Consider the following 19,580-nt stretch of genomic DNA (forward strand, 5'->3'; position numbering starts at 1 on the left):
GATTAAAATTTAAGATAAGTAGGGAGCTCTATTTCAACTGTTGTTCCTTTTCCTACAGAAGATTTAACTTTTAACGTCCCCTCGTGTAATTTAATGATATTGCGAGCCAAAGGCAAGCCAATACCATAACCGTCAATACCATCGGTATTTGAAGCCCTAAAATAAGGATCATAAATATGTTCCAAATCTTCTGAAGGGATACCTATGCCCTCATCTTTGATCAAAATAAACACCTTATTAGCCAAAGCACCTAAAGCAATATAGGCAGTCCTATTAGATGAGTACTTACAGGCATTACTAATAATATTGGACAAAGCCAATTGAAGTAAAATAGCATTTCCATTAATTTTAAGACGCATACTGTCATCTGGCAATAAGTCAAAATCAGTAACAATACGAAACTTATCATTAATAGCTTTGATTGTCAACTCCGCATCCATTATAATTTGATCAATACGAACAGGACTAAAAGAAGATGAATTACTGACAAAACCAGTACGTGCCAACAATAAAAGTGCCTTTGTTTTTTTTTCTAAATGCTCAGCAGATGAAATAATTTTCAAAAGAGTTTTTTGATAATCTTCTTTACTTCGCTCTTTTGATAGCGCCAGATCTGCCTGCCCTATTATGGAAGTCAAAGGAGTATTCAATTCATGTGAAGCATTACTGATAAAATTTTTCTGAGTTTCAAATGATGTCTCTAATCTTGTTAACATATTATTAAAAGTGCTGGCAAGATCCTTAAGCTCCCCTTTATATTTAACTTCATCCAATCTTTTATGTAAATTTTCAGAACCTATTTGTTGCACCTCCTTCATCATTGTTAAGATAGGCTTCAAGAAAGAACTTTTCATAAAAACGGAAACTACCAAAATAAAAAGTATACCCAAGATTAAACTAATTATCAGCAGATTTCGAAGATATGCAAGATGATGCGTATAAAAGTAGTTCTCAGCAGAAGCTCCAATTATATACCTCCGCCCATCCTTTTCAAAAAATTTGGTCGAATAAAACTGACTATCGGATTTAAAATTAGAAACACCTTTTTTATCGATCTTACTCCATAGCTTTCGATTAAAACCACGACTCTTCACAATATTCCCAGCGACATCAAACTCGACAAGAAATTCGTGCTGATTATCAAGATTCTCAATAAATTCTAAGCTCCATTGGTTATTTTGATCTGCGCTACCATTATTTAAAAATTTCTCAGCTGCTATATTCCGTCTCAGATCTAACCGTTTATAAAAATCGCGAAACGCAAAATTGGAAATAGAATAAAAAATAAAACCAACAAAACAACAGACATAGATAACCAGAATGGTAATGAGGTAAATAAGCTTTTTATTATAATTATGCATAAAATCTTAATCTTCGACTTTTAAAACATATCCCATACCGATCACTGTATGTATAGCTTTTTTGGATGATACTTTTTCTATTTTCTTGCGGAGATAGTTAACATAAACATCCACTACATTAGAACCAATATCAAAGTTTATTCCCCATACCCGATCAAGCAGTTCGCTACGCTCAAATACTTTTTTGGGATTTTGGATAAACAATAAAAGCAATCGATATTCTGTACTCGTAAGCGTTAATTCTTGTTTTTCACAATAAGCTATTTTTTTATAATCATCGATTTCAAAAAAACCGTATTTATATATCTCATGGACTGGTTCCTGATCCCGCTGTGTAGCCTGAAGTATGGAATGCTTGCGTCGAATCAAAGAACGAATTCTTGCTTTAAGTTCAATCAGTTTAAAAGGTTTAGAAAGATAGTCATCAGCCCCGTTGTCCAAACCCAGAACAACATTTTCGGGAGTTCCCAGGGCAGTTAGCATCATCACAGGTAAATCAGTATAACCCCAAAACCGGATTTGTCTACAAATCTCCAGCCCATTGGTACCTGGTAACAATATATCCAACAGTACGAGAGATATATCATGATTGCTAAGCAGCTCCTGCAATAAATTTGCTTTATTTAAATGAATTACCTGATAACCGTCCTCTTCCAAGCCCTGAACAATCAGATCAGCTACATCTTGTTCGTCTTCTACCAAGATAATTTTTTGTTGCTCTATATTCATGACATAATATCTGATTACCTTTTAATTCCTTCAAAAGATAAAAATAAGCTTTTGGTAACTCACACACAAATTTGAAGACATATCGGAGCAAAGAATATGAAACTAGAGACCATGCTAGAATATAAAAAGTGAAATACCTTGTTATACTTTGGTGTTTTCAGCACGAAATAAATAAAATAGAAGAAGGTCAGAAACGGATCAATTAAATTATAAGAATTGCAAACCAATTCCATCAACTCTCGTATCTAACCATATTTTTTCTCTTGATTTAAGTACTTGATTTGGACAAGAATGACGCAAGATGAAATCATCATTGTCCTCATTCAGATAAGGGTTAATATCATCTTGATCGGATAAATAAACAATATTAAACACAGCATCTTGATCATCTGCATTAATATCAGATTGTAAAACTTTAACATCTTGAGTCATTAGCCACTTTGATGCTTCGCCTTTATTAAAGTATTTTAAATGTAAGATATCTACACCAAACTGCTCCAATTCTTTAGTGGCCCTATCTGGAAAAAAGTTAAGCAGGTAACCTTTATATACCTCTATGTGATTATTCCTAAGCGCATAATTTCTTACAATAAGTCTGTGAGGATTATATTCAAAATTGAACATCATAGGATTTTCCATAAAACCATAATGCAGATTATACTGTAAAATACGCGCATCCATATTGATCTTTTCGTTTTTCATAATTGGCATAGTTTAGTATAATCAATAACATTAAATTACCTAAATAGTTCGTACAATTGCTAATTTCTTAACACTTTAAGCAACATTCTCATTCATTTACTATAAACCACAAAAAATAATATGACGATGAATTCAATTCAAAATCTGAAAGAAGATTATAAACCGTAAAAATCAGAATAGATTAAAAATCAACAAGATCAAGGTATCTTAATCTATTCCTAAATTTTCATTATTAATTTCGGTCTAGCTTCTCCATCCATCTTAATAACAACAAACAACCTGGGGCATAGACAGCACCGTGATCAAAACCCTGTAATTGGAATAACTCCGTTTTAGAATGTTTTAAGTTTTCGAGCACTTTGGCCAGATGTGCATTCTCCTCATATCTGGCAGGTAATTCTAATCTAGCATCACCTGTAATCAACAAAGTCGGAGGAGCATCCTTTCTAGCAAAATGAATAGGTGCATACTGATCAATAATGGGTATTTCCATTGACTGTTTACGTTCCTTCTTGATAGTGTAATGGGTATTTGTTTGCCCGCTGATAGGTGCTATACCTTTGATCTGGTTAGCATCTATATGGTATTTCTTCAGATAGCTCACATCCAATCCGACCATCAATGCCAGATAACCTCCAGCCGAATGCCCAGATACATATATTTTAGTAGGATCACCACCATACTTTGCGATGTTATTGAACGCCCAGGCAATAGCAGCAGCAGCATCATTAATATAATCTGGCCCCTTTACTTTGGGACTCAATCTATAATTAACAGCAATTACAGCAATCCCCTTTTCCTTAAGCTCCAATGGTACATATTTTTCTCCTTCCTCTAATCCTCCGCCATGAAACCATACGACTGTAGCAAAACTCGATTTGTCCTCCGGAAAATACAAATCTAACTTACAGCGCTCTTGTTTATACATATCTTTTTCAGACTTTTCTACATAAGAAATATCTTGCAACAATTTATAACCCTGCGCTGAAGAAGTGAAATTGGTTAAGATTAAACAAAAGAATACAAAAATTTTATACAACATCATGATCTAATTTAAAAACGCATACATAAAACTGGCAAATAAAAATATAGTAGTCATATCTATTCCGACAGTGCAGTCTCTTTATTAATCGCTAATTCTTGATTATAAGCGTTTACAAAAGTTCCTTTCACACGCTCTGAATTATAAAGATACATCCCCCATAGCACACTGTAGATGATATTCTTCACATTTGTAGAAATTACATCGGGAGCTAAAATATTACTCATATAAAAATAATTAAAAAAAGTAAAAACAACATTTGAAAGAAACATCACAGCGAGCACAACAATCATAGTTTGTGGGAAAAGATCTCTTTTTTTACTAAATAAATAGATGCAGTATATAAAACCCATTAAGAGAATGATATTTAATAAAATTTCACTCGCAACAAATATTTTATGAACATAGCCCGGAAAATAATTAGTATACCTATAACTCTCCCAGATCTCCTGAGTTAGATACCCAGACTCAAAAAAATTATAAGCAACTCTTAGAGTAGTAATTACCATCGAAATAATTAATAAAATCAACCATCCCCCAACTGAATGGTATTCGGGCTCCTCGTATAATTGAATCATTGAAGATGATGCTGTTTTATTATAGCGAAGTATAAAAATAACACAGATTAAAATAATGCAAACACATCCAAAAATTGTAAGCATACTGATTTTACCTGAAATGTTAGAGCCGACGATTATTCCATTATCCTCAATGTAATATGCATTGTACAATAAAACATCTCTGTTTTTAAAATCATCAACATATTGTTTTTTATCACTCGATGCTACGAAAGGATTGTGGAATCCAAAATTGTAGCTGATAATAAGCGTGTCTTTTGACGTTTTAACAGTTTTACCAAAATAATAAGAATCACGATCAATAAAAGAGCTCTCTCTTTCTGGATTAAATTCAACCCCGCCATGATTTACGATGCGAATATCATATTCTAAGCAATACGGAAAATACAAACCAAGAGGCGCTAAACCTTCTGATGAATTAAGTTCAGGTAAATTATTATTAATTTGACTCGCATATATGCCAAAGATATTTTTATTTGACGCCTCATCTTTTTCACCAATTTTCTCAATATAATACCTCTCTGTTACATGAATAATATTTTTATCAAACTCATCTTCAAATTTTAGTGACTCTTTAATGGAAATTTTGGGATACATTTTTTTGTAGTAATCCAAATAACTCTTTTGTATCTGATTTTTTGCACTTTCTTTAAATGAAGTTCTTATAAAGTCTGCACTAGAGGCGCTATAGCTCGTTTTAACCTCTAAAATTGCTCCACCCTTACTATCTAGCAAATAAGTTTCTGAAATTTTTGTTAATCCATTGACATTTTTATCAACAGATGTCAAATGCTTCGAATCATCGATTTTTAAAACTCTACCGTAGTAAGGGAAATATAAATCTGTAATCCCGCCACCTTGATTAGTGATGGTAGGGTCAATATACTGTTGTCTGTCTCCAATCTCAATAGCAGCCACAACATGATTAAAAGCACCTGGCGATGGTAGATAATCTTCCATACCATATGTAAGGTAAGAATTCGCTAAAACCAAAGATCCTTTTATTCCTTTCCGTTTTAACATGGAAATCATCAGCAATGATTTATCTTTACAATCACCGTATCGCTGATTAAAAATTTTTTCCGGTGTGTTAGCACGATGAGAAAATTCACCCAGCTCAACTCCCATATAACGAATATCATTCTGCACAAAATGCGTTACCTTTTTCAGAAATTTCATCGAATCTCCCTGAGAATCATCCCAATATCTATCAACTAGAAGTGCTAGCGGAGAACCGTCTTTAAAATCTACAGTTGGATTAGTCCGCGCCATCCAGCCCCCTACTTCTGACCAAGAATTAAATTCTGTACACTCTATCCATTGTAGACTTGTATACCATGCAGGCGCATATTCATCAAATTCAACGGCAGGAAACGACTGCTCTTCCCAGCTATAAGAAACGTGATTACTACCTTCTTCTATAAGCGGTTTACTAGCATTATTATGCGATTTAAAATTTAACTTCCTATTTTTCGGAACAATATAATTAACTACTGCCAAACCGATAGGTTCATAAGATTGCAGATAATATTTGTCAAAAAACTTATTTTCAAAAACAGGATTAAATCCCTTCAAACTATATGAAACAATGATCTTATCGTCTTTTCTTAAATCATCCAATATATAATAAGCAGAATAAGTTCCATTATAGATAAATCGAGATAAATCGGTCTCAGTAGCAACTAAGGTAAATTTACCGACATCAAGCTTATCAATAGTTTTCCCATCCCTAATTACTTTCAATTCATGAAGAGTAACCTGCTGATACTTTGGATCAAAGTTTATTGAAATTTGACCTGCATTTTCAGCACCGTTACTATCAAATAAAACTTTAACATCTCTAAAAAACTTAATTTGCTCCCCTATATTAACCTGATATTCAATCAAATCATAATAATACCCTTGTCCTATATCTTTAATATCAATTTTTGAAGGTGAAAGTTTATTCGCTCTAACCCAAGTTGGAACAGGAGCTTTATTAAGTTTGTTATTAGCCAGAACCTGGCTATTAAACAAAACCGCTATAAAGAATAAAAAAAATAAATATGAATTAAATTTCATTGGTTAATAATCTTATGTTAAAGATATAAAAATTAAATTATTATCGATATGACAAGCAAAATTTTGCTTAGTTATAGACATAAAGATCAAAATAATAAGATATAATATAGATAAATAATATATAGTATATACACAGTTCTAATCTGAAAATAAACAGGGTGATCAATAGAAACAACATCACAAAAATCACCGAATAACGCAATTGTAACTATTTATAATAAAAAGATTGGCTCATTTTACTCATCCCTAAAAAAGAATATCTGCAAACATTTTCGTCTCCTGGCTGTTGATTCTAATAAAGTACACATTAACATATGTGACACAGGTATACAATTTTTAACAGACACCCGAATAAACTTATACGAATTCGTGGTGCATAAATCGCAAAAAAATGGCAATAACAACCAATAGATTATCACAGACTCTTAGTAAAGCTTTGAATGATCAAATTACATTAGAAGCATATTCTGCTCAAGTATATTTAATGTTAGCTTGTTGGGCTGATCAGAATATGTTAGATGGTGTCAATTCATTTCTTATGAAGCATTCCCAAGAAGAGCGCGTACATATGGCCAAAATAATAGAATATATTCAAGAAAGAGGTGGATCTGTAAAAATTGATGCAATAAAGAAACCAGAACCAGAGCCTAAAAACATTCTAGAATGCTTTGAAATGGTACTACAACAAGAAATAGAAAACACAGAATCTATCTATAAAATAGTAAATTTAAGTATGCAAGAAGGTGATTGGGCAACATGGAATTTCCTTCAATGGCTAGTTAATGAACAACGTGAAGAAGAGAAACTTGCCTTAGACTTATTAGACAAAGCTAAATTGGCTGGAGGTGAAGATATGACAGATAATGCCCGATTTGAACTCAACAAACTAATCGGAAATACTGGGCAAGAGTTTCCAGTTGCAGATCAAGTAAACCCGCTGGCATAAAATACATATTAAAAAAAAGGTAGCTTAAATCAAAAGCTACCTTTTTTATTTTTCTGAAATTACTTATAGCGACCGCTTAGCCAGTAAGAAAATATCTAAAGAATTATGATACAATTTATCCACAAGACCATCCATTAATTCTAATTGCTCTCTAATTAATAGCTCGTCACTCTGATCACTTATATGCACTTTTGAAACAGCTGTTTTCAAGGCAAGAATTTCTAATGAATCAATGGCTAACAAAGTATAGGTCTTTTTTAATTTCGAAAGAATCTTGTTCATCAGCCGTTCATGCTCCTCATGAAAGGCTAAACCGGAACTATGGTCCAGCATATTTGTAAAGGCCATAGCATAGGAAATCAATTGATGCGTAAAAATAGAAAAGTCATTTAATTCCTTTGTGAACGGGCGTTGAAATATAGGTTCATTCAATATACGTTCATTTAGTGCATTCAATTCCGCTAAACTGAGATAAATTTCTTTCCTAGCCAATTTATAATCCGCAATATCAACTTTATCACCCGATAACTTACGAAAACTAACAGATAAGAAATGTACATTCGCCTGTATCACATTTTTCAAATACGTCTTTACTGAATCACTTTCCCAAGTAGGAAATATGAAATGAAAAGATAAAAATGAAAGCACACAGCCAATTACAGTATCCAATAGACGTTCCTTCAATAAAAGAACGCCAAAATCATCTACTCCTGTAAAGAAATAATAAGCAATTAGAAAAAAGGCTGTTAGAAAAAATGAACCATAAACATATTTACTTCTTAAAAAAGTAAAAGTCAATAGCATATAAACTAACATGAGACCTAGGAGTACATAAATATTTGTGATCAAGAAAATACTTGATAATCCCAACATGCCCCCCAGAAATGATCCTTTCAATCGATCAATACTTCGTTGTTTGCTTAAACTGAAACCAGGACGCAGAATAACAATTATGGTAATGTAAATCCAAAAACTATGTTTTGTCAAAGCAATGTATTCTGGAAAAAAAACAGGAAGTGTTTTAGTAATAACAAAAGCAACCAACATAACAATAGCGACACGAAGTGAATGTCTAAAAATTGGTGACTTTAAATTTAAATGTGCCTGTAATGCAGGCCACGAAAAGGTTCTTTGTTTAAAGAAACGTTCTTTGTGTGCGAGTAACTCCGAGTGATCATGAACTTCCTCAGATTTAGATAAAATACGATGAACCTCTCTTATTTTCTGCATGACATAACGGATATTAACAAGGATTTTCTTCAATACAATTGTTGTTCCTTGCTCTTGGCTCTCTAAAGCGATAACTTCAGCATAGGCTCTATCCCACTGTCCTGTAAATTGAATAGCTGTCTTCGGTGGCTTCAATAAACTGATTGGAGTCGTCAGTCGCTCCAATTCTTGAGCACAGCTAATTAACAATTCAGGTATGACCTGATAAACCTTTGTGTGTCCATATGTTTCACGAATCTGATAATAATCATGATGAGAAGCATTTATTCTTTCAAACAGTTCCATCAAGGTCGCGAAAATAAAAGTAAGCTGTTTATATTGGTAACTTGCAAATTGCTTCTCAGTAGCCGCAGAAAATAAAACTTCACGTACATTTTCCTGTCTTTGATTCAATATTACATTGATCTGAATAACACGTTTATGAGTCTTTGCAATCGCAGTATGAACATCAAAGAAGCAAGCTTTGATACGCAATAAAGTACCGATCTTATAAGCACACTCTGCCAGAACCTGTTGACTGACCCGATAAGGTCTCATGTAGCGTACTGCTAACACAAAAATCATATACCAGACTGCACCTCCAGTCATCAATAAAGCCTCTGTTATAGGATGACTGCTTTCATGTGTCAATGTCAAACTAAAAAATAGAGCCAATAAACAAGAAGCTCCGATTCCCATAGCTCTGATACCAAAAACAGTGAGCATGCAAGCTGCAAAAGAGAAAAAAGCAATAAACAAACCAAGGAATACATCTGAAAAAGGAAGTATACGCGTAAGCATACTCATTGCGAAAATAACAGCAACATTGATAAACAAGGACTGACGGCGTTCCCGGTAAGGACCAACCAGATCTGGAGTACTTGCAATAATGCTACCTATTCCTAAGGTTACACCATTGTGCAAATGGCCGAAACAAGCAAATATTACAACCGGAATTAGCACTGCCACCGTAATTTTTAATCCTTCATGAAACGGTTGACTATTGATAAAGAACCGTGCCTTTTGCCATACTATTTCTAAATGATCACGCAATGTAGGTTATATTATTAATGTGGAAATATATCGATAAAAGACTATGCATATGCTAATCATTTAACTTTTGCAAAAGTACCAAATTAAATACTACAAAAAGAAATTTTCATCTCCTATAAAGTTCACATATAACCATAAAACATTCATAAAATATTGTTTTACATCAAAAATCAATATTTTATTTTAAAAAAAAGACCTTCTTTAGCAACACAAATGAGAAATAGTCAAAAGAAAACAATAATTTTAGGCACTAAAAATCTTTAAATGCATGAAAAAACTCACGCTACTTTTGTTATTAGCAAGTTCAATGGCTTATGGTCAGCGCAACTTGAATATAGAAGAAACAGTCTTTGGACCTCGTACATATGCCCCGACTGCCCTTATTAGCAGCAATTGGATACCCAACAGCAATAACATTAGTTATTTGGATAAGGGATATCAAAATTTAGTTCAGAAAAGTGCTACGAACACAGGGTCTGAGGAAATAATACTGAGCAAAAATGACTTACAAAATGCTTTAAAAACAAGGATTCCAAATGAGCAGATTAATTTACAGATCTTTCCTAGTGATTATAAATGGGAGGATGCAAATACGATCAGCTTTATACTCTATACGAAACAAGCTCATTATCATATCGCTGTTAACGTAAAGAATAAAGAAATAGTTCATCTGTTGGAAACAAAGTTGGAGGCAACAAATCAAGAATATACAACAGATTACAGTAAAGTAGCTTTTTTAATTGGTAATAATATACAAATTAAAGACAATACTGGGCAATTAACTGTTGTTACTGCAGATACAGTAGACGGTATTCTTAGTGGAAGTGACTATACGCATAGACAAGAATTTGGTATCAAAAAAGGTATGTGGTGGAACCCGCAAAATGACAAATTATTGTACTACCGCAAAGACGAAACGATGGTTACTAAGTACCCGCTTATCCAATGGGACACGCGTGTAGCTTCAGTCAAAGATATTCGCTACCCGATGGCGGGTATGAAAAGTGAAGAAGTTACCTTGGTCATTTATGATACAAAAACAAAACAAAAAATTACCCTTGCGACGGGAGAACCAAAAGAACAGTTTTTAACAGCGGTAACATGGGATCCTTCTGGACAATCAATTTATGTTGGGGTATTAAATCGTGAACAAAATCATCTAAAACTTAACCAATATAATGCACAAGATGGTCGTCTAATCAAAACATTATTTGAAGAAACAGCTTCGACATGGGTAGAACCTCAAAATGATTTATTGTTTTTACCAAATAACCCAAAACAATTTCTATATCAATCAGACAGAGGAGGTTTCAATCAACTTTACCTGTATAATACTGATGGTAAATTGATCAAAAAATTAGGATATCAAAATCTTATTGTACAGCAGCTAGGCGACTTTTCGCCAAAAGGAGATTTAATTTATTATACAGGTGTCACTAATGATGGATTAGATCGTCAGCTTTTTTCAGTAGACCTTAAAACCGGTAAAACAATACAATTAACACAGGGTACAGGAACACACAATGCCAAATTAAACAGTGATGGCTCTTATATTTTAGACCAATTCAGTAATCTGACAACTCCAAATATTGTTCAGATAAAAGCTACAAAATCCGGTAAAATAGAAAAGATAGTGGAGTCAACAAATCCGTTTTTAGGAAAGATCAATCCTCCTAAAATAGAATTTATCACGTTGACATCTGCAGATGGAGCAACACCTTTAACTGGCCGTATCATTTATCCAAGTGATTTTGACGCAAATAAAAAATATCCAGTGATGTATTACCTTTATGGAGGATCTCATTCACAATTAGTAACCAATAAATGGTTAGGCGGTGCGGGTTATTTTGATATGTACATGGCGCAACAAGGTTACATTGTATTCACAATGGACAATAGAGGAACAGACGCTCGTGGAAGAGCATTTGCAACAGCAACACACCGTCAATTAGGACAAGCAGAGATGGCTGATCAAATGAAAGGTATCGAGTTTTTGAAATCCAAATCGTTTGTTGATCAAAACAAGATGGGAATATTCGGATGGAGTTTCGGTGGATTTATGACAACATCATTTATGATACACCATAACGACATCTTTAAAGCAGCAGTAGCAGGTGGTCCAGTAATGGATTGGAAATACTATGAAGTCATGTACGGAGAACGTTATATGGATATGCCTCAAGAAAATCCAGAAGGCTATAAATTGACTTCACTAATTGATAAAGCAGATCAGCTTAAGGGCGACTTATTAATCATTCACGGAGCTCAAGACCCAGTAGTGGTACAACAGCACAGTATGGAGTTTGTAGAAGCATGTATCAAAGCAGGAAAACAGGTTGATTATTTCCTATACCCTACTCATGAACATAATGTTTCTGGGAAAGATCGTATTCATATGTATGAAAAAATTGCCAGATACTTTGACATGCATTTGAAGAAATAAATGATTTGAATAATTGAAAACAATAAAAAATCCCCTTGAGTGATCAAGGGGATTTTTTATTATATAATATCAAATACTAGCGGGCAAGAAGTGCTTCAACACCTAATCGATAGCTATCTAAACCAAAGCCACAAATGACTCCCACACAATTCTTTGACAAATACGAATGATGCCTAAATTCCTCCCGTGTATGAACATTTGAAATATGTACCTCTACAACCGGAGTATTAATAGCTGCAATAGCATCAGCAATTGCAACAGAAGTATGCGTATAAGCCCCTGCATTGAGCACAATACCGTCGTATTCAAAACCTACCTCATGCAATTTATCTATAATAAATCCTTCAGTATTACTTTGAAAATAACTCAATTCAACAGATTCATAGTTATTTTTTAAAGTTGAAAAATAACTATCAAAATCTTGTGCCCCATAAATTGATTTTTCTCTGACTCCTAATAAATTAAGATTAGGTCCATTGAGAATTAATATGTTTTTCATTAAAATAAATAGCTTCTTGAGCAATCAAGCTCGGTTTCTTTTAAACAATTTACGGACTAAAAATCACTATATAATGATCTAAAACTTGAACGAAGGCCAATACTAAATACACCCGATTTATGCGTTAGCGGGGTCTCATATTGTATCTTTTGATAACGTTGCGAATAACCTAATTCGAATCTAAGATTATACTTAGGATTCAGAACGTAAGCAGCTTTAGCATCTGCATATACAACTTGACTTTTTATACCTTGCCCAATATGATTACCATACATGTTAGCATAAGTACGGTAAGACTGAAAAATATCACCTCCCATATTTGAACCATCCTCAAGATCTAACCCCTTTTCATTATAATTCAGCTGCGCAGAAAAATCAAATCTTTTCCATGCATAGTTAGCAATACCAACTACCTCTCTAAAATTAGCGCCCAAAGGATGCGCCAATGGCTCAGCATTATTACTGTAGTTTGAACCAGAATCAAAGTGGGCATAAGTATAAGGTCTGGCTGTATTGTACTCAACTAAAAAGTTTAAGTTTTTTACATCAAATATGTCATATCCCCTTACACCAAACTGAGCTCCCCATTTATTATGCACATAACCCTTTCCTGCAAAAAATTCTTTAGCCGTAAATTCCCCCAACAGGAACTGGCCATAAGCTGTTATGTTCTTAAGAACCTTATACTTTGTATTCAAACCTAAAAACATCTTATCCGGAGATGTTGAATTATTAGATTCGACCGGACGTAAAAACATCACAGGGTTAATATAAGTAAAGTCAAAACCTCGAGTACCTGCGGCATCACGATTTGCCCAGGTGATGGCCTGAAAAAATCCAATCGAAAATCTATTCGTAGCATTGTAATCCACATACTGAAAAACACCCCACTTCTTACCGTCACCATATCGCTCAGTCTCACCTAATGCATTAGAACGTTTATTGGTTGGATCATTCATATACGCCCAGACTGAAGTATACTGAACATTACCAATGGTACCTGTAAATTTTAAATGTGTATAATTCGAAGAAAAATCCGACAATAAAAGCGAACGATATCCATCACCGATAAAATTCTTATCATAAGCTACAGTAGCCTGAAAATGCTTACTAAAATCATAAGTCAAACTAGCAGTTGCATTCATCCAGTCTTTCTTATTATTAGACTGATGTTTTGTATTCCCTTCTCCTGGTATAACTTTTCGATCATCAATATAATCCGATAGGTACTCTGGAAAAACCGCTTGATTTTCAGTTGCACTGGTATAAAACGTAAATTTATCACCCACTGTGACTCCCGCTTGAAAACCTCTAGAGTTCATCCAAGTACGGCGTTTATCGCCCATCATATCCTTCCCAATGATCATATCAGGCAATAAATCAGCATAAAAAGTATAATCATCTTTCTCTACCTCAATAAGATGTTCATTAAATATCTTACGCATAAACCAATTATCCGAAGCTACCGGCTGATTCGTTTTTATAGAATCAAACTTTGCCAATAATTCATCGGTAAATAGAAATGGTTTAGATGATGTATGTAAACGCGTATGTGGCGAATACAGTACATCGTTCATTTTTTGAGAAAGTTGATAGGAATAGGGTTGATTTTTAATTTGTGCGCTTAATTCGTTCTGATTTAGCATACCAAGTGCAAGCACTCCAGCAAATGCTAAAAATTTTAATGACACTTTTTCTTTCATGAGATTTTTTTATACAATAAAATAGGACAGCAAAATCTATTCCTAAAAAACAAAATAACGCTTTTTTAAACTTATAAAGATTACTATTTACAAAAAAAACATGCTAAAACGTATTTGCTTTCCATTTTAACGATTTTTTATTACCTTGCAATACAGAGAAAACCAGTATGATAATAAATAACCTTTTTGAAATTTAATAATGAAACGCAGAACATTCATTCAAAATTCAGCCGTATTGGGTGCTGGATTATTTGCAAGCAAAGTATCTTTTGCTTCGAATCAGACTTCATTCCCAACAGTGCGTATTCCTGCAGATAAACGTCTATTTTCAAGTAAAGCTATTGAAAATGCAATTGTAACATTTGGTAAAGCAACAAGTAATAAAGAATTGGCTTGGTTATTTGGCAACTGCCTTCCAAATACCTTAGACACAACAGTATTCCCATATGTTGAAAATAATCGCAATTATACCTATGTAATTACGGGTGATATTGATGCGATGTGGTTAAGAGATAGCAGCGCTCAGGTATGGCCATACCTCGCATTTATGAAAGATGATAAAAGTTTGAAAAATCTGATTTCTGGATTAATACATAAACAGAGTAAATGCATCAACATAGATCCTTATGCTAATGCATTCTACAATGATCCTACAAAAAAAGGTGAATGGTTCAGTGATCATACAGACATGAAACCAGGGATTCACGAACGTAAATGGGAAATCGATTCGCTATGTTACCCAATCAGACTCGCCTATCACTACTGGAAAGAAACAAATGATGCAGGCCCTTTTAATGAAGAATGGGAAGCTGCACAGGAAAAAATCTATCAGACATTTGTTGAGCAACAACGTAAAGAAAATCTAGGTCCATATAAATTTATGCGTACCACGCCAAGAGGATCAGACACCCTGCAGGTTGATGGTTATGGATATCCCGTTAAACCTGTTGGTTTGATTTGCTCCAGCTTTAGACCTTCAGATGATTCAACTGTTTTTTCTTTCTTGATTCCTTCTAATCTTTTTGCAGTAGTCAGCCTTAGACAATCTGCAGAAATCTTAAGAAAAGTCAAAAATAACAATACTTTAGCCACTAAAATGGAAGCACTAGCCAATGAAGTGGAAGCTGCTGTTCAAAAACATGGAATAATAAATCACCCACAATTTGGAAAAGTATATGCTTTTGAAGTTGATGGCTTCGGCTCATTCTTAATGATGGATGATGCAAACGTTCCAAGTTTACTGTCATTACCATATTTGGATGCTGTAAAAGTAGAAGACCCCGTATATCAACGTACACGTCAATATATCCTATCAGAAAACAATCCGTTTTTCTTTAAAGGTACTGCTGGAGAAGGTATCGGTGGACCACATATTGGTCGCGATTTCATTTGGCCGATGTCTATCATGATGCGTGCCTTTACAGCAAATAATGATAAAGAGGTAATCGAATGTGTTAAAATGTTGATTGCTACACATGGAGATACAGGTTTTATGCACGAATCCTTTCATAAAGACGATCCAAAAAACTTTACCAGAAAATGGTTTGCATGGCAAAATACATTATTTGGAGAATTAATATGGAAAATTTATAAAGAAAAACCATCTTTGCTTAAACAAATATAGTTTACCCTATAGTAATAAAAGTGCTATAAGGTAATACTTATAGCACTTTTTTATGGAGCAAGAAAAAAAACAGATTGGTCCAATAGGGATATTTGATTCTGGGTACGGTGGTTTATCCGTATTTAAAGAGATCAAAAAACAATTGCCTCAATACGATTACATCTACTTGGGCGATAATGCTCGCATTCCTTATGGAACCCGTTCATTCGAAACCGTCTATGAATTTACAAAACAATGTGTATTTAAGTTATTTGATTTAGGATGTAATCTTGTTATTCTAGCTTGTAACACAGCCTCTGCCAAAGCATTACGTTCAATCCAACAAAATGACCTTCCACCTGGAAAAAAAGTACTGGGTGTCATTCGTCCAACAACTGAAATTGTAAAAGAATTCACAAAAACAAATCAGGTGGGCATACTAGCAACAACAGGGACAGTGAAATCGGAATCCTACAAAATTGAAATCAACAAATTTTATCCCGAAATAAAAGTATTTCAACACGATTGTCCTTTTTGGGTACCCTTAGTTGAAAATAATGAAATCAATACAGAAGGAGCAAAATATTTCGTTGAAAAAGATATTGAAAAACTTTTAAAACAATCGCCTGATATTGATACCATCATATTGGCCTGTACACATTACCCCTTACTACTACCCGTGATTAAGCAATTTGTACCCAGCCATATCAATATCATTTCACAGGGACCACTCGTCGCTAAAAGCTTAGAAAAATATTTGGACCTGCACCATGATATTGAATACAAAAGTTCTAAAAATGGAAGCATGCAATTTTATACAACCGATGATCCACTTGATTTTGAATCTAAAGCAGAAATATTTTTCGGTCAAAAAATTAAAGCTACACACATTAAAGTCTCATAAAAAAGGCCTCATCTACTAAAAGATGAGGCCTTTCCATTTTATCGATGTAATTTAGATCTTAATCAGCCAATACCTCTTTTTTAACATAACTATCATTATGAACCGCGGCAACAGCTCTGCCCGAAGGATCATTTAAGTTTTGAAATGACGCATCCCATAATAAAGCTTCAGGAGTACTGCAAGCTACAGACTTAACAGAGGGCACTGTTTTAGCAGCCGCTTCTGAAGGGAAATGTGATTCAAAGATCGTACGGTATAAAAACTCTTCCTTATTTTTAGGAGGATTGATAGGAAATCTTTCTGCTGCACCAGCAAATACGGCATCACTTACTTTACTTTCAGCCTGTTCTTTTAAAGTATCGATCCAACTATAACCTACACCATCAGAAAATTGCTCTTTTTGTCTCCAGGCAATACTTTCTGGTAAATAATCTTCAAATGCTTTACGTAGCACCCACTTTTCCATTTTACCATCCTTAATCATTTTATCCTTTGGGTTGATCGTCATGGCAACATCCATGAATTCCTTATCTAAAAATGGGACACGTCCTTCCACACCCCATGCCGCTAAAGATTTATTAGCACGCAAACAGTCATATAAATACAATTTCTTCAATTTGCGAACTGTCTCTTCGTGAAATTCTTTAGCATTCGGTGCTTTATGGAAGTATAAATATCCTCCAAATAACTCATCAGAACCTTCTCCCGAAAGAACCATTTTTATCCCCATAGATTTGATCACACGTGATAATAAATACATCGGTGTAGAAGCTCTTATCGTAGTAACATCATAAGTCTCTAAATGGTAAATAACATCACGGATAGCATCGAGCCCCTCCTGAATAGTAAAGTTAATCTCGTGATGGATAGTGCCAATATGGTCTGCAGCTTTTTGTGCAGCAATTAAATCTGGAGCACCTTTTAATCCAACTGCAAAAGAATGCAATTGTGGATACCACGCTTCTTCTGCATTACCAGATTCGATACGTTTGGAAGCAAATTTTTTTGTTACAGCAGCAATTACTGATGAATCTAAACCTCCGGATAATAAGACACCATAAGGGACATCAGACATCAATTGACGGTGAACAGCAGCTTCTAAAGCTTCACGCAATTTAGCTATATCTGTTTCAGCATCCTTAACAGCGTCATATGATTCCCATTGTCTTGAATACCAACGCTTAGGCTCTTTACTTTCAATGCTATAAATATAATGTCCCGGAGGAAATTGATCCATAGTAGTGCAAAATCCTTCTAAGGACTTCAATTCCGAAGCAACAAAAAATTGTCCCTTATCATCCGTACCATAGTATAAAGGTATAATACCCATATGGTCACGAGCAACAAAAAATGAATCATTGCGAGCGTCATAAAGAGCAAAACCAAAAATTCCGTTTAAATCTTCTATAAATTGAGGTCCTTTCTCTAAATATAAAGCAAGTACAACCTCAGAGTCAGATTGTGTAGCAAAATCATAATTTGGTAGACTATCGCGCAATTCCTGATGATTGTAAATTTCGCCATTAACAGCTAAGACAACTTGCCCATCTGGACTATACAAAGGTTGACTACCCGATTTTGGATCTACAATAGCTAGTCGCTCATGCGCAAGTATAGCCAGATCTGAACTATAAATACCTGACCAATCTGGTCCACGATGACGTATACGCTTAGACATTTCTAAAACTTGAGGTCTGATTAATGCGACAGATTCCTTTAAATCAAATGCTCCGATGATACCACACATATTATTGTTTTTTTATTGTTTCTTTCTTTTGATTGAATTATTGATACAAATTAAAACAATAAATAATTAAATTCATAATGTTTTTTAAATTTTATTAAAAATTTAACATTAAAAAACTAAATTCTTTACCATTTATACATTAAAATGACTCAATCAGTACCAAATAAAAAATAAAGAACCCTTTAATAACCAGCAATAGAACATTTCTTATTAAATATACTTGTTTCATTTTTTAACCAGATTTGGCATTTTTTGCATAAATTCATATTAGAAAAAAAATATAAATCACCCATTATGAAAGCTTTACTTCATCATTATGAAAATCTAGCAATTAAACAAAGTGACCTAAATAAAATAATGACCGGACATGAGCTTCTTCATTTTTCTAAAAATGATTTTTTACTCCGGAAAGACGAAAAAGCACATGAATACTATATTTTGGAAAGTGGCCTCATAAGGTCATTTATTCATGATTATAATGGAAATGAAATTACAACTGATTTTTTTGGTGATCATGATGTAGTTATCGAAGTCACTTCGCTTTTTCTTCAGTTTCCTTCTCCCGAAAATCTTCAATGTTTAACTGACTGTAGCGTTTGGAAAATTGATTTTAATACCTTTCAATCTTTGTATCATACCATTCCAGCTTTTAATGAATGGGGACGGTCATGGATGACCTATGCTTTACACATTAACAAAAAACGTTTTATTGATATGGTTTCACTTTCTGCTACCGAACGCTATCACAATTTAATCAGTACCAAACCCCAAATAATTAAGCAAGCAGCTTTAAAATATATAGCTTCGTACCTTGGCATAACAGACACATCGTTAAGTCGCATCCGAAAAGAAATATAATTTATCCGAGCAGTAAAATTACTTGTCCTATGCGAAGTCGATTGATTAGGGTTTACTTTACTTTTGAGTAAGATAAATAAAACAACAGATCGTCAAGACTTTAAAACAGTTCTTTTATATTCTGGTTTATCAATAGAAACAA

The 19,580-nt window shown here is 33.9% G+C and carries 14 protein-coding genes; 5 read left to right on the forward strand and 9 right to left on the reverse strand.

Going from position 1 to position 19,580, the window contains the following annotated elements; all coding sequences use genetic code 11:
* Window positions 1-2: 2 nt before the first annotated feature.
* From ACFS6I_RS16355 to ACFS6I_RS16375, 5 genes are all read right to left on the reverse strand, one after another.
* Window positions 3-1,361 (reverse strand): HAMP domain-containing sensor histidine kinase, encoded by a 1,359-nt coding sequence (locus ACFS6I_RS16355; protein WP_380922182.1) that lies wholly within the window; start codon window positions 1,359-1,361, stop codon window positions 3-5.
* Between the two features lie 6 nt (window positions 1,362-1,367).
* The gene (locus tag ACFS6I_RS16360; protein ID WP_132771974.1) at window positions 1,368-2,090 is read right to left on the reverse strand and encodes a response regulator transcription factor; all 723 of its coding nucleotides are present in this window, start codon (window positions 2,088-2,090) and stop codon (window positions 1,368-1,370) included.
* Between the two features lie 207 nt (window positions 2,091-2,297).
* On the reverse strand, window positions 2,298-2,792 hold the full coding sequence (locus tag ACFS6I_RS16365) for a hypothetical protein (RefSeq protein ID WP_380922185.1): 495 nt from the start codon (window positions 2,790-2,792) through the stop codon (window positions 2,298-2,300).
* Between the two features lie 232 nt (window positions 2,793-3,024).
* Window positions 3,025-3,837, reverse strand: a complete 813-nt coding sequence (locus ACFS6I_RS16370; RefSeq protein WP_380922187.1) for an alpha/beta hydrolase — start codon at window positions 3,835-3,837, stop codon at window positions 3,025-3,027.
* Window positions 3,838-3,893: 56 nt separating this feature from the next.
* A complete protein-coding gene (locus ACFS6I_RS16375; protein ID WP_380922189.1) occupies window positions 3,894-6,473 on the reverse strand; it encodes a DUF3857 domain-containing protein in 2,580 nt (859 codons plus the stop codon).
* A gap of 391 nt (window positions 6,474-6,864) precedes the next feature.
* On the opposite strand from ACFS6I_RS16375, the gene ACFS6I_RS16380 reads away from it, so the two are divergent.
* Entirely contained in the window at window positions 6,865-7,419 is a 555-nt protein-coding gene (locus tag ACFS6I_RS16380; RefSeq protein WP_021189770.1) for a ferritin, read from the forward strand.
* A gap of 63 nt (window positions 7,420-7,482) precedes the next feature.
* Here ACFS6I_RS16380 and ACFS6I_RS16385 read toward each other — a convergent pair whose 3' ends face one another.
* Window positions 7,483-9,681, reverse strand: a complete 2,199-nt coding sequence (locus ACFS6I_RS16385; protein WP_380922191.1) for an FUSC family membrane protein — start codon at window positions 9,679-9,681, stop codon at window positions 7,483-7,485.
* Window positions 9,682-9,949: 268 nt separating this feature from the next.
* On the opposite strand from ACFS6I_RS16385, the gene ACFS6I_RS16390 reads away from it, so the two are divergent.
* Entirely contained in the window at window positions 9,950-12,124 is a 2,175-nt protein-coding gene (locus ACFS6I_RS16390; protein WP_380922193.1) for a S9 family peptidase, read from the forward strand.
* Between the two features lie 76 nt (window positions 12,125-12,200).
* Here the strand turns inward: ACFS6I_RS16390 and aroQ are convergent, their stop codons facing one another.
* On the reverse strand, window positions 12,201-12,623 hold the full coding sequence (gene aroQ, locus ACFS6I_RS16395) for a type II 3-dehydroquinate dehydratase (protein WP_021189767.1): 423 nt from the start codon (window positions 12,621-12,623) through the stop codon (window positions 12,201-12,203).
* Window positions 12,624-12,679: 56 nt separating this feature from the next.
* Window positions 12,680-14,326, reverse strand: a complete 1,647-nt coding sequence (locus ACFS6I_RS16400; RefSeq protein WP_380922195.1) for a gliding motility protein RemB — start codon at window positions 14,324-14,326, stop codon at window positions 12,680-12,682.
* Window positions 14,327-14,525: 199 nt separating this feature from the next.
* Between ACFS6I_RS16400 and ACFS6I_RS16405 the strand changes: the two genes are divergently transcribed.
* Together ACFS6I_RS16405 and murI are read left to right on the forward strand one after the other, a co-directional pair.
* A complete protein-coding gene (locus ACFS6I_RS16405) occupies window positions 14,526-15,950 on the forward strand; it encodes a glycoside hydrolase family 125 protein (protein ID WP_380922197.1) in 1,425 nt (474 codons plus the stop codon).
* A 52-nt stretch (window positions 15,951-16,002) separates the two neighbouring features.
* The gene (gene murI / locus ACFS6I_RS16410) at window positions 16,003-16,833 is read left to right on the forward strand and encodes a glutamate racemase (protein ID WP_380922199.1); all 831 of its coding nucleotides are present in this window, start codon (window positions 16,003-16,005) and stop codon (window positions 16,831-16,833) included.
* 58 nt (window positions 16,834-16,891) lie between these two features.
* On the opposite strand, the gene asnB is transcribed toward murI, so the two are convergent.
* A complete protein-coding gene (gene asnB, locus ACFS6I_RS16415) occupies window positions 16,892-18,580 on the reverse strand; it encodes an asparagine synthase B (protein WP_380922201.1) in 1,689 nt (562 codons plus the stop codon).
* 294 nt (window positions 18,581-18,874) lie between these two features.
* On the opposite strand from asnB, the gene ACFS6I_RS16420 reads away from it, so the two are divergent.
* Window positions 18,875-19,438: a Crp/Fnr family transcriptional regulator gene (locus tag ACFS6I_RS16420; RefSeq protein WP_132771982.1), complete on the forward strand. Its 564-nt coding sequence runs from the start codon at window positions 18,875-18,877 to the stop codon at window positions 19,436-19,438.
* The last annotated feature ends 142 nt before the right edge of the window (window positions 19,439-19,580 follow it).

It is taken from the genome of Sphingobacterium anhuiense, assembly GCF_042686355.1.
Taxonomy (GTDB): Bacteria; Bacteroidota; Bacteroidia; order Sphingobacteriales; family Sphingobacteriaceae; genus Sphingobacterium; species Sphingobacterium anhuiense.

Bases quoted from the DNA above. Each gene is read 5' to 3' on its own strand.
- ACFS6I_RS16355 (WP_380922182.1), bottom strand. From the start codon at position 1,361: ATGCATAATTATAATAAAAAGCTTATTTACCTCATTACCATTCTGGTT.
- ACFS6I_RS16360 (WP_132771974.1), bottom strand. From the start codon at position 2,090: ATGAATATAGAGCAACAAAAAATTATCTTGGTAGAAGACGAACAAGAT.
- ACFS6I_RS16365 (WP_380922185.1), bottom strand. From the start codon at position 2,792: ATGAAAAACGAAAAGATCAATATGGATGCGCGTATTTTACAGTATAAT.
- ACFS6I_RS16370 (WP_380922187.1), bottom strand. From the start codon at position 3,837: ATGATGTTGTATAAAATTTTTGTATTCTTTTGTTTAATCTTAACCAAT.
- ACFS6I_RS16375 (WP_380922189.1), bottom strand. From the start codon at position 6,473: ATGAAATTTAATTCATATTTATTTTTTTTATTCTTTATAGCGGTTTTG.
- ACFS6I_RS16380 (WP_021189770.1), top strand. From the start codon at position 6,865: ATGGCAATAACAACCAATAGATTATCACAGACTCTTAGTAAAGCTTTG.
- ACFS6I_RS16390 (WP_380922193.1), top strand. From the start codon at position 9,950: ATGAAAAAACTCACGCTACTTTTGTTATTAGCAAGTTCAATGGCTTAT.
- aroQ (WP_021189767.1), bottom strand. From the start codon at position 12,623: ATGAAAAACATATTAATTCTCAATGGACCTAATCTTAATTTATTAGGA.
- ACFS6I_RS16400 (WP_380922195.1), bottom strand. From the start codon at position 14,326: ATGAAAGAAAAAGTGTCATTAAAATTTTTAGCATTTGCTGGAGTGCTT.
- ACFS6I_RS16405 (WP_380922197.1), top strand. From the start codon at position 14,526: ATGAAACGCAGAACATTCATTCAAAATTCAGCCGTATTGGGTGCTGGA.
- murI (WP_380922199.1), top strand. From the start codon at position 16,003: ATGGAGCAAGAAAAAAAACAGATTGGTCCAATAGGGATATTTGATTCT.
- asnB (WP_380922201.1), bottom strand. From the start codon at position 18,580: ATGTGTGGTATCATCGGAGCATTTGATTTAAAGGAATCTGTCGCATTA.
- ACFS6I_RS16420 (WP_132771982.1), top strand. From the start codon at position 18,875: ATGAAAGCTTTACTTCATCATTATGAAAATCTAGCAATTAAACAAAGT.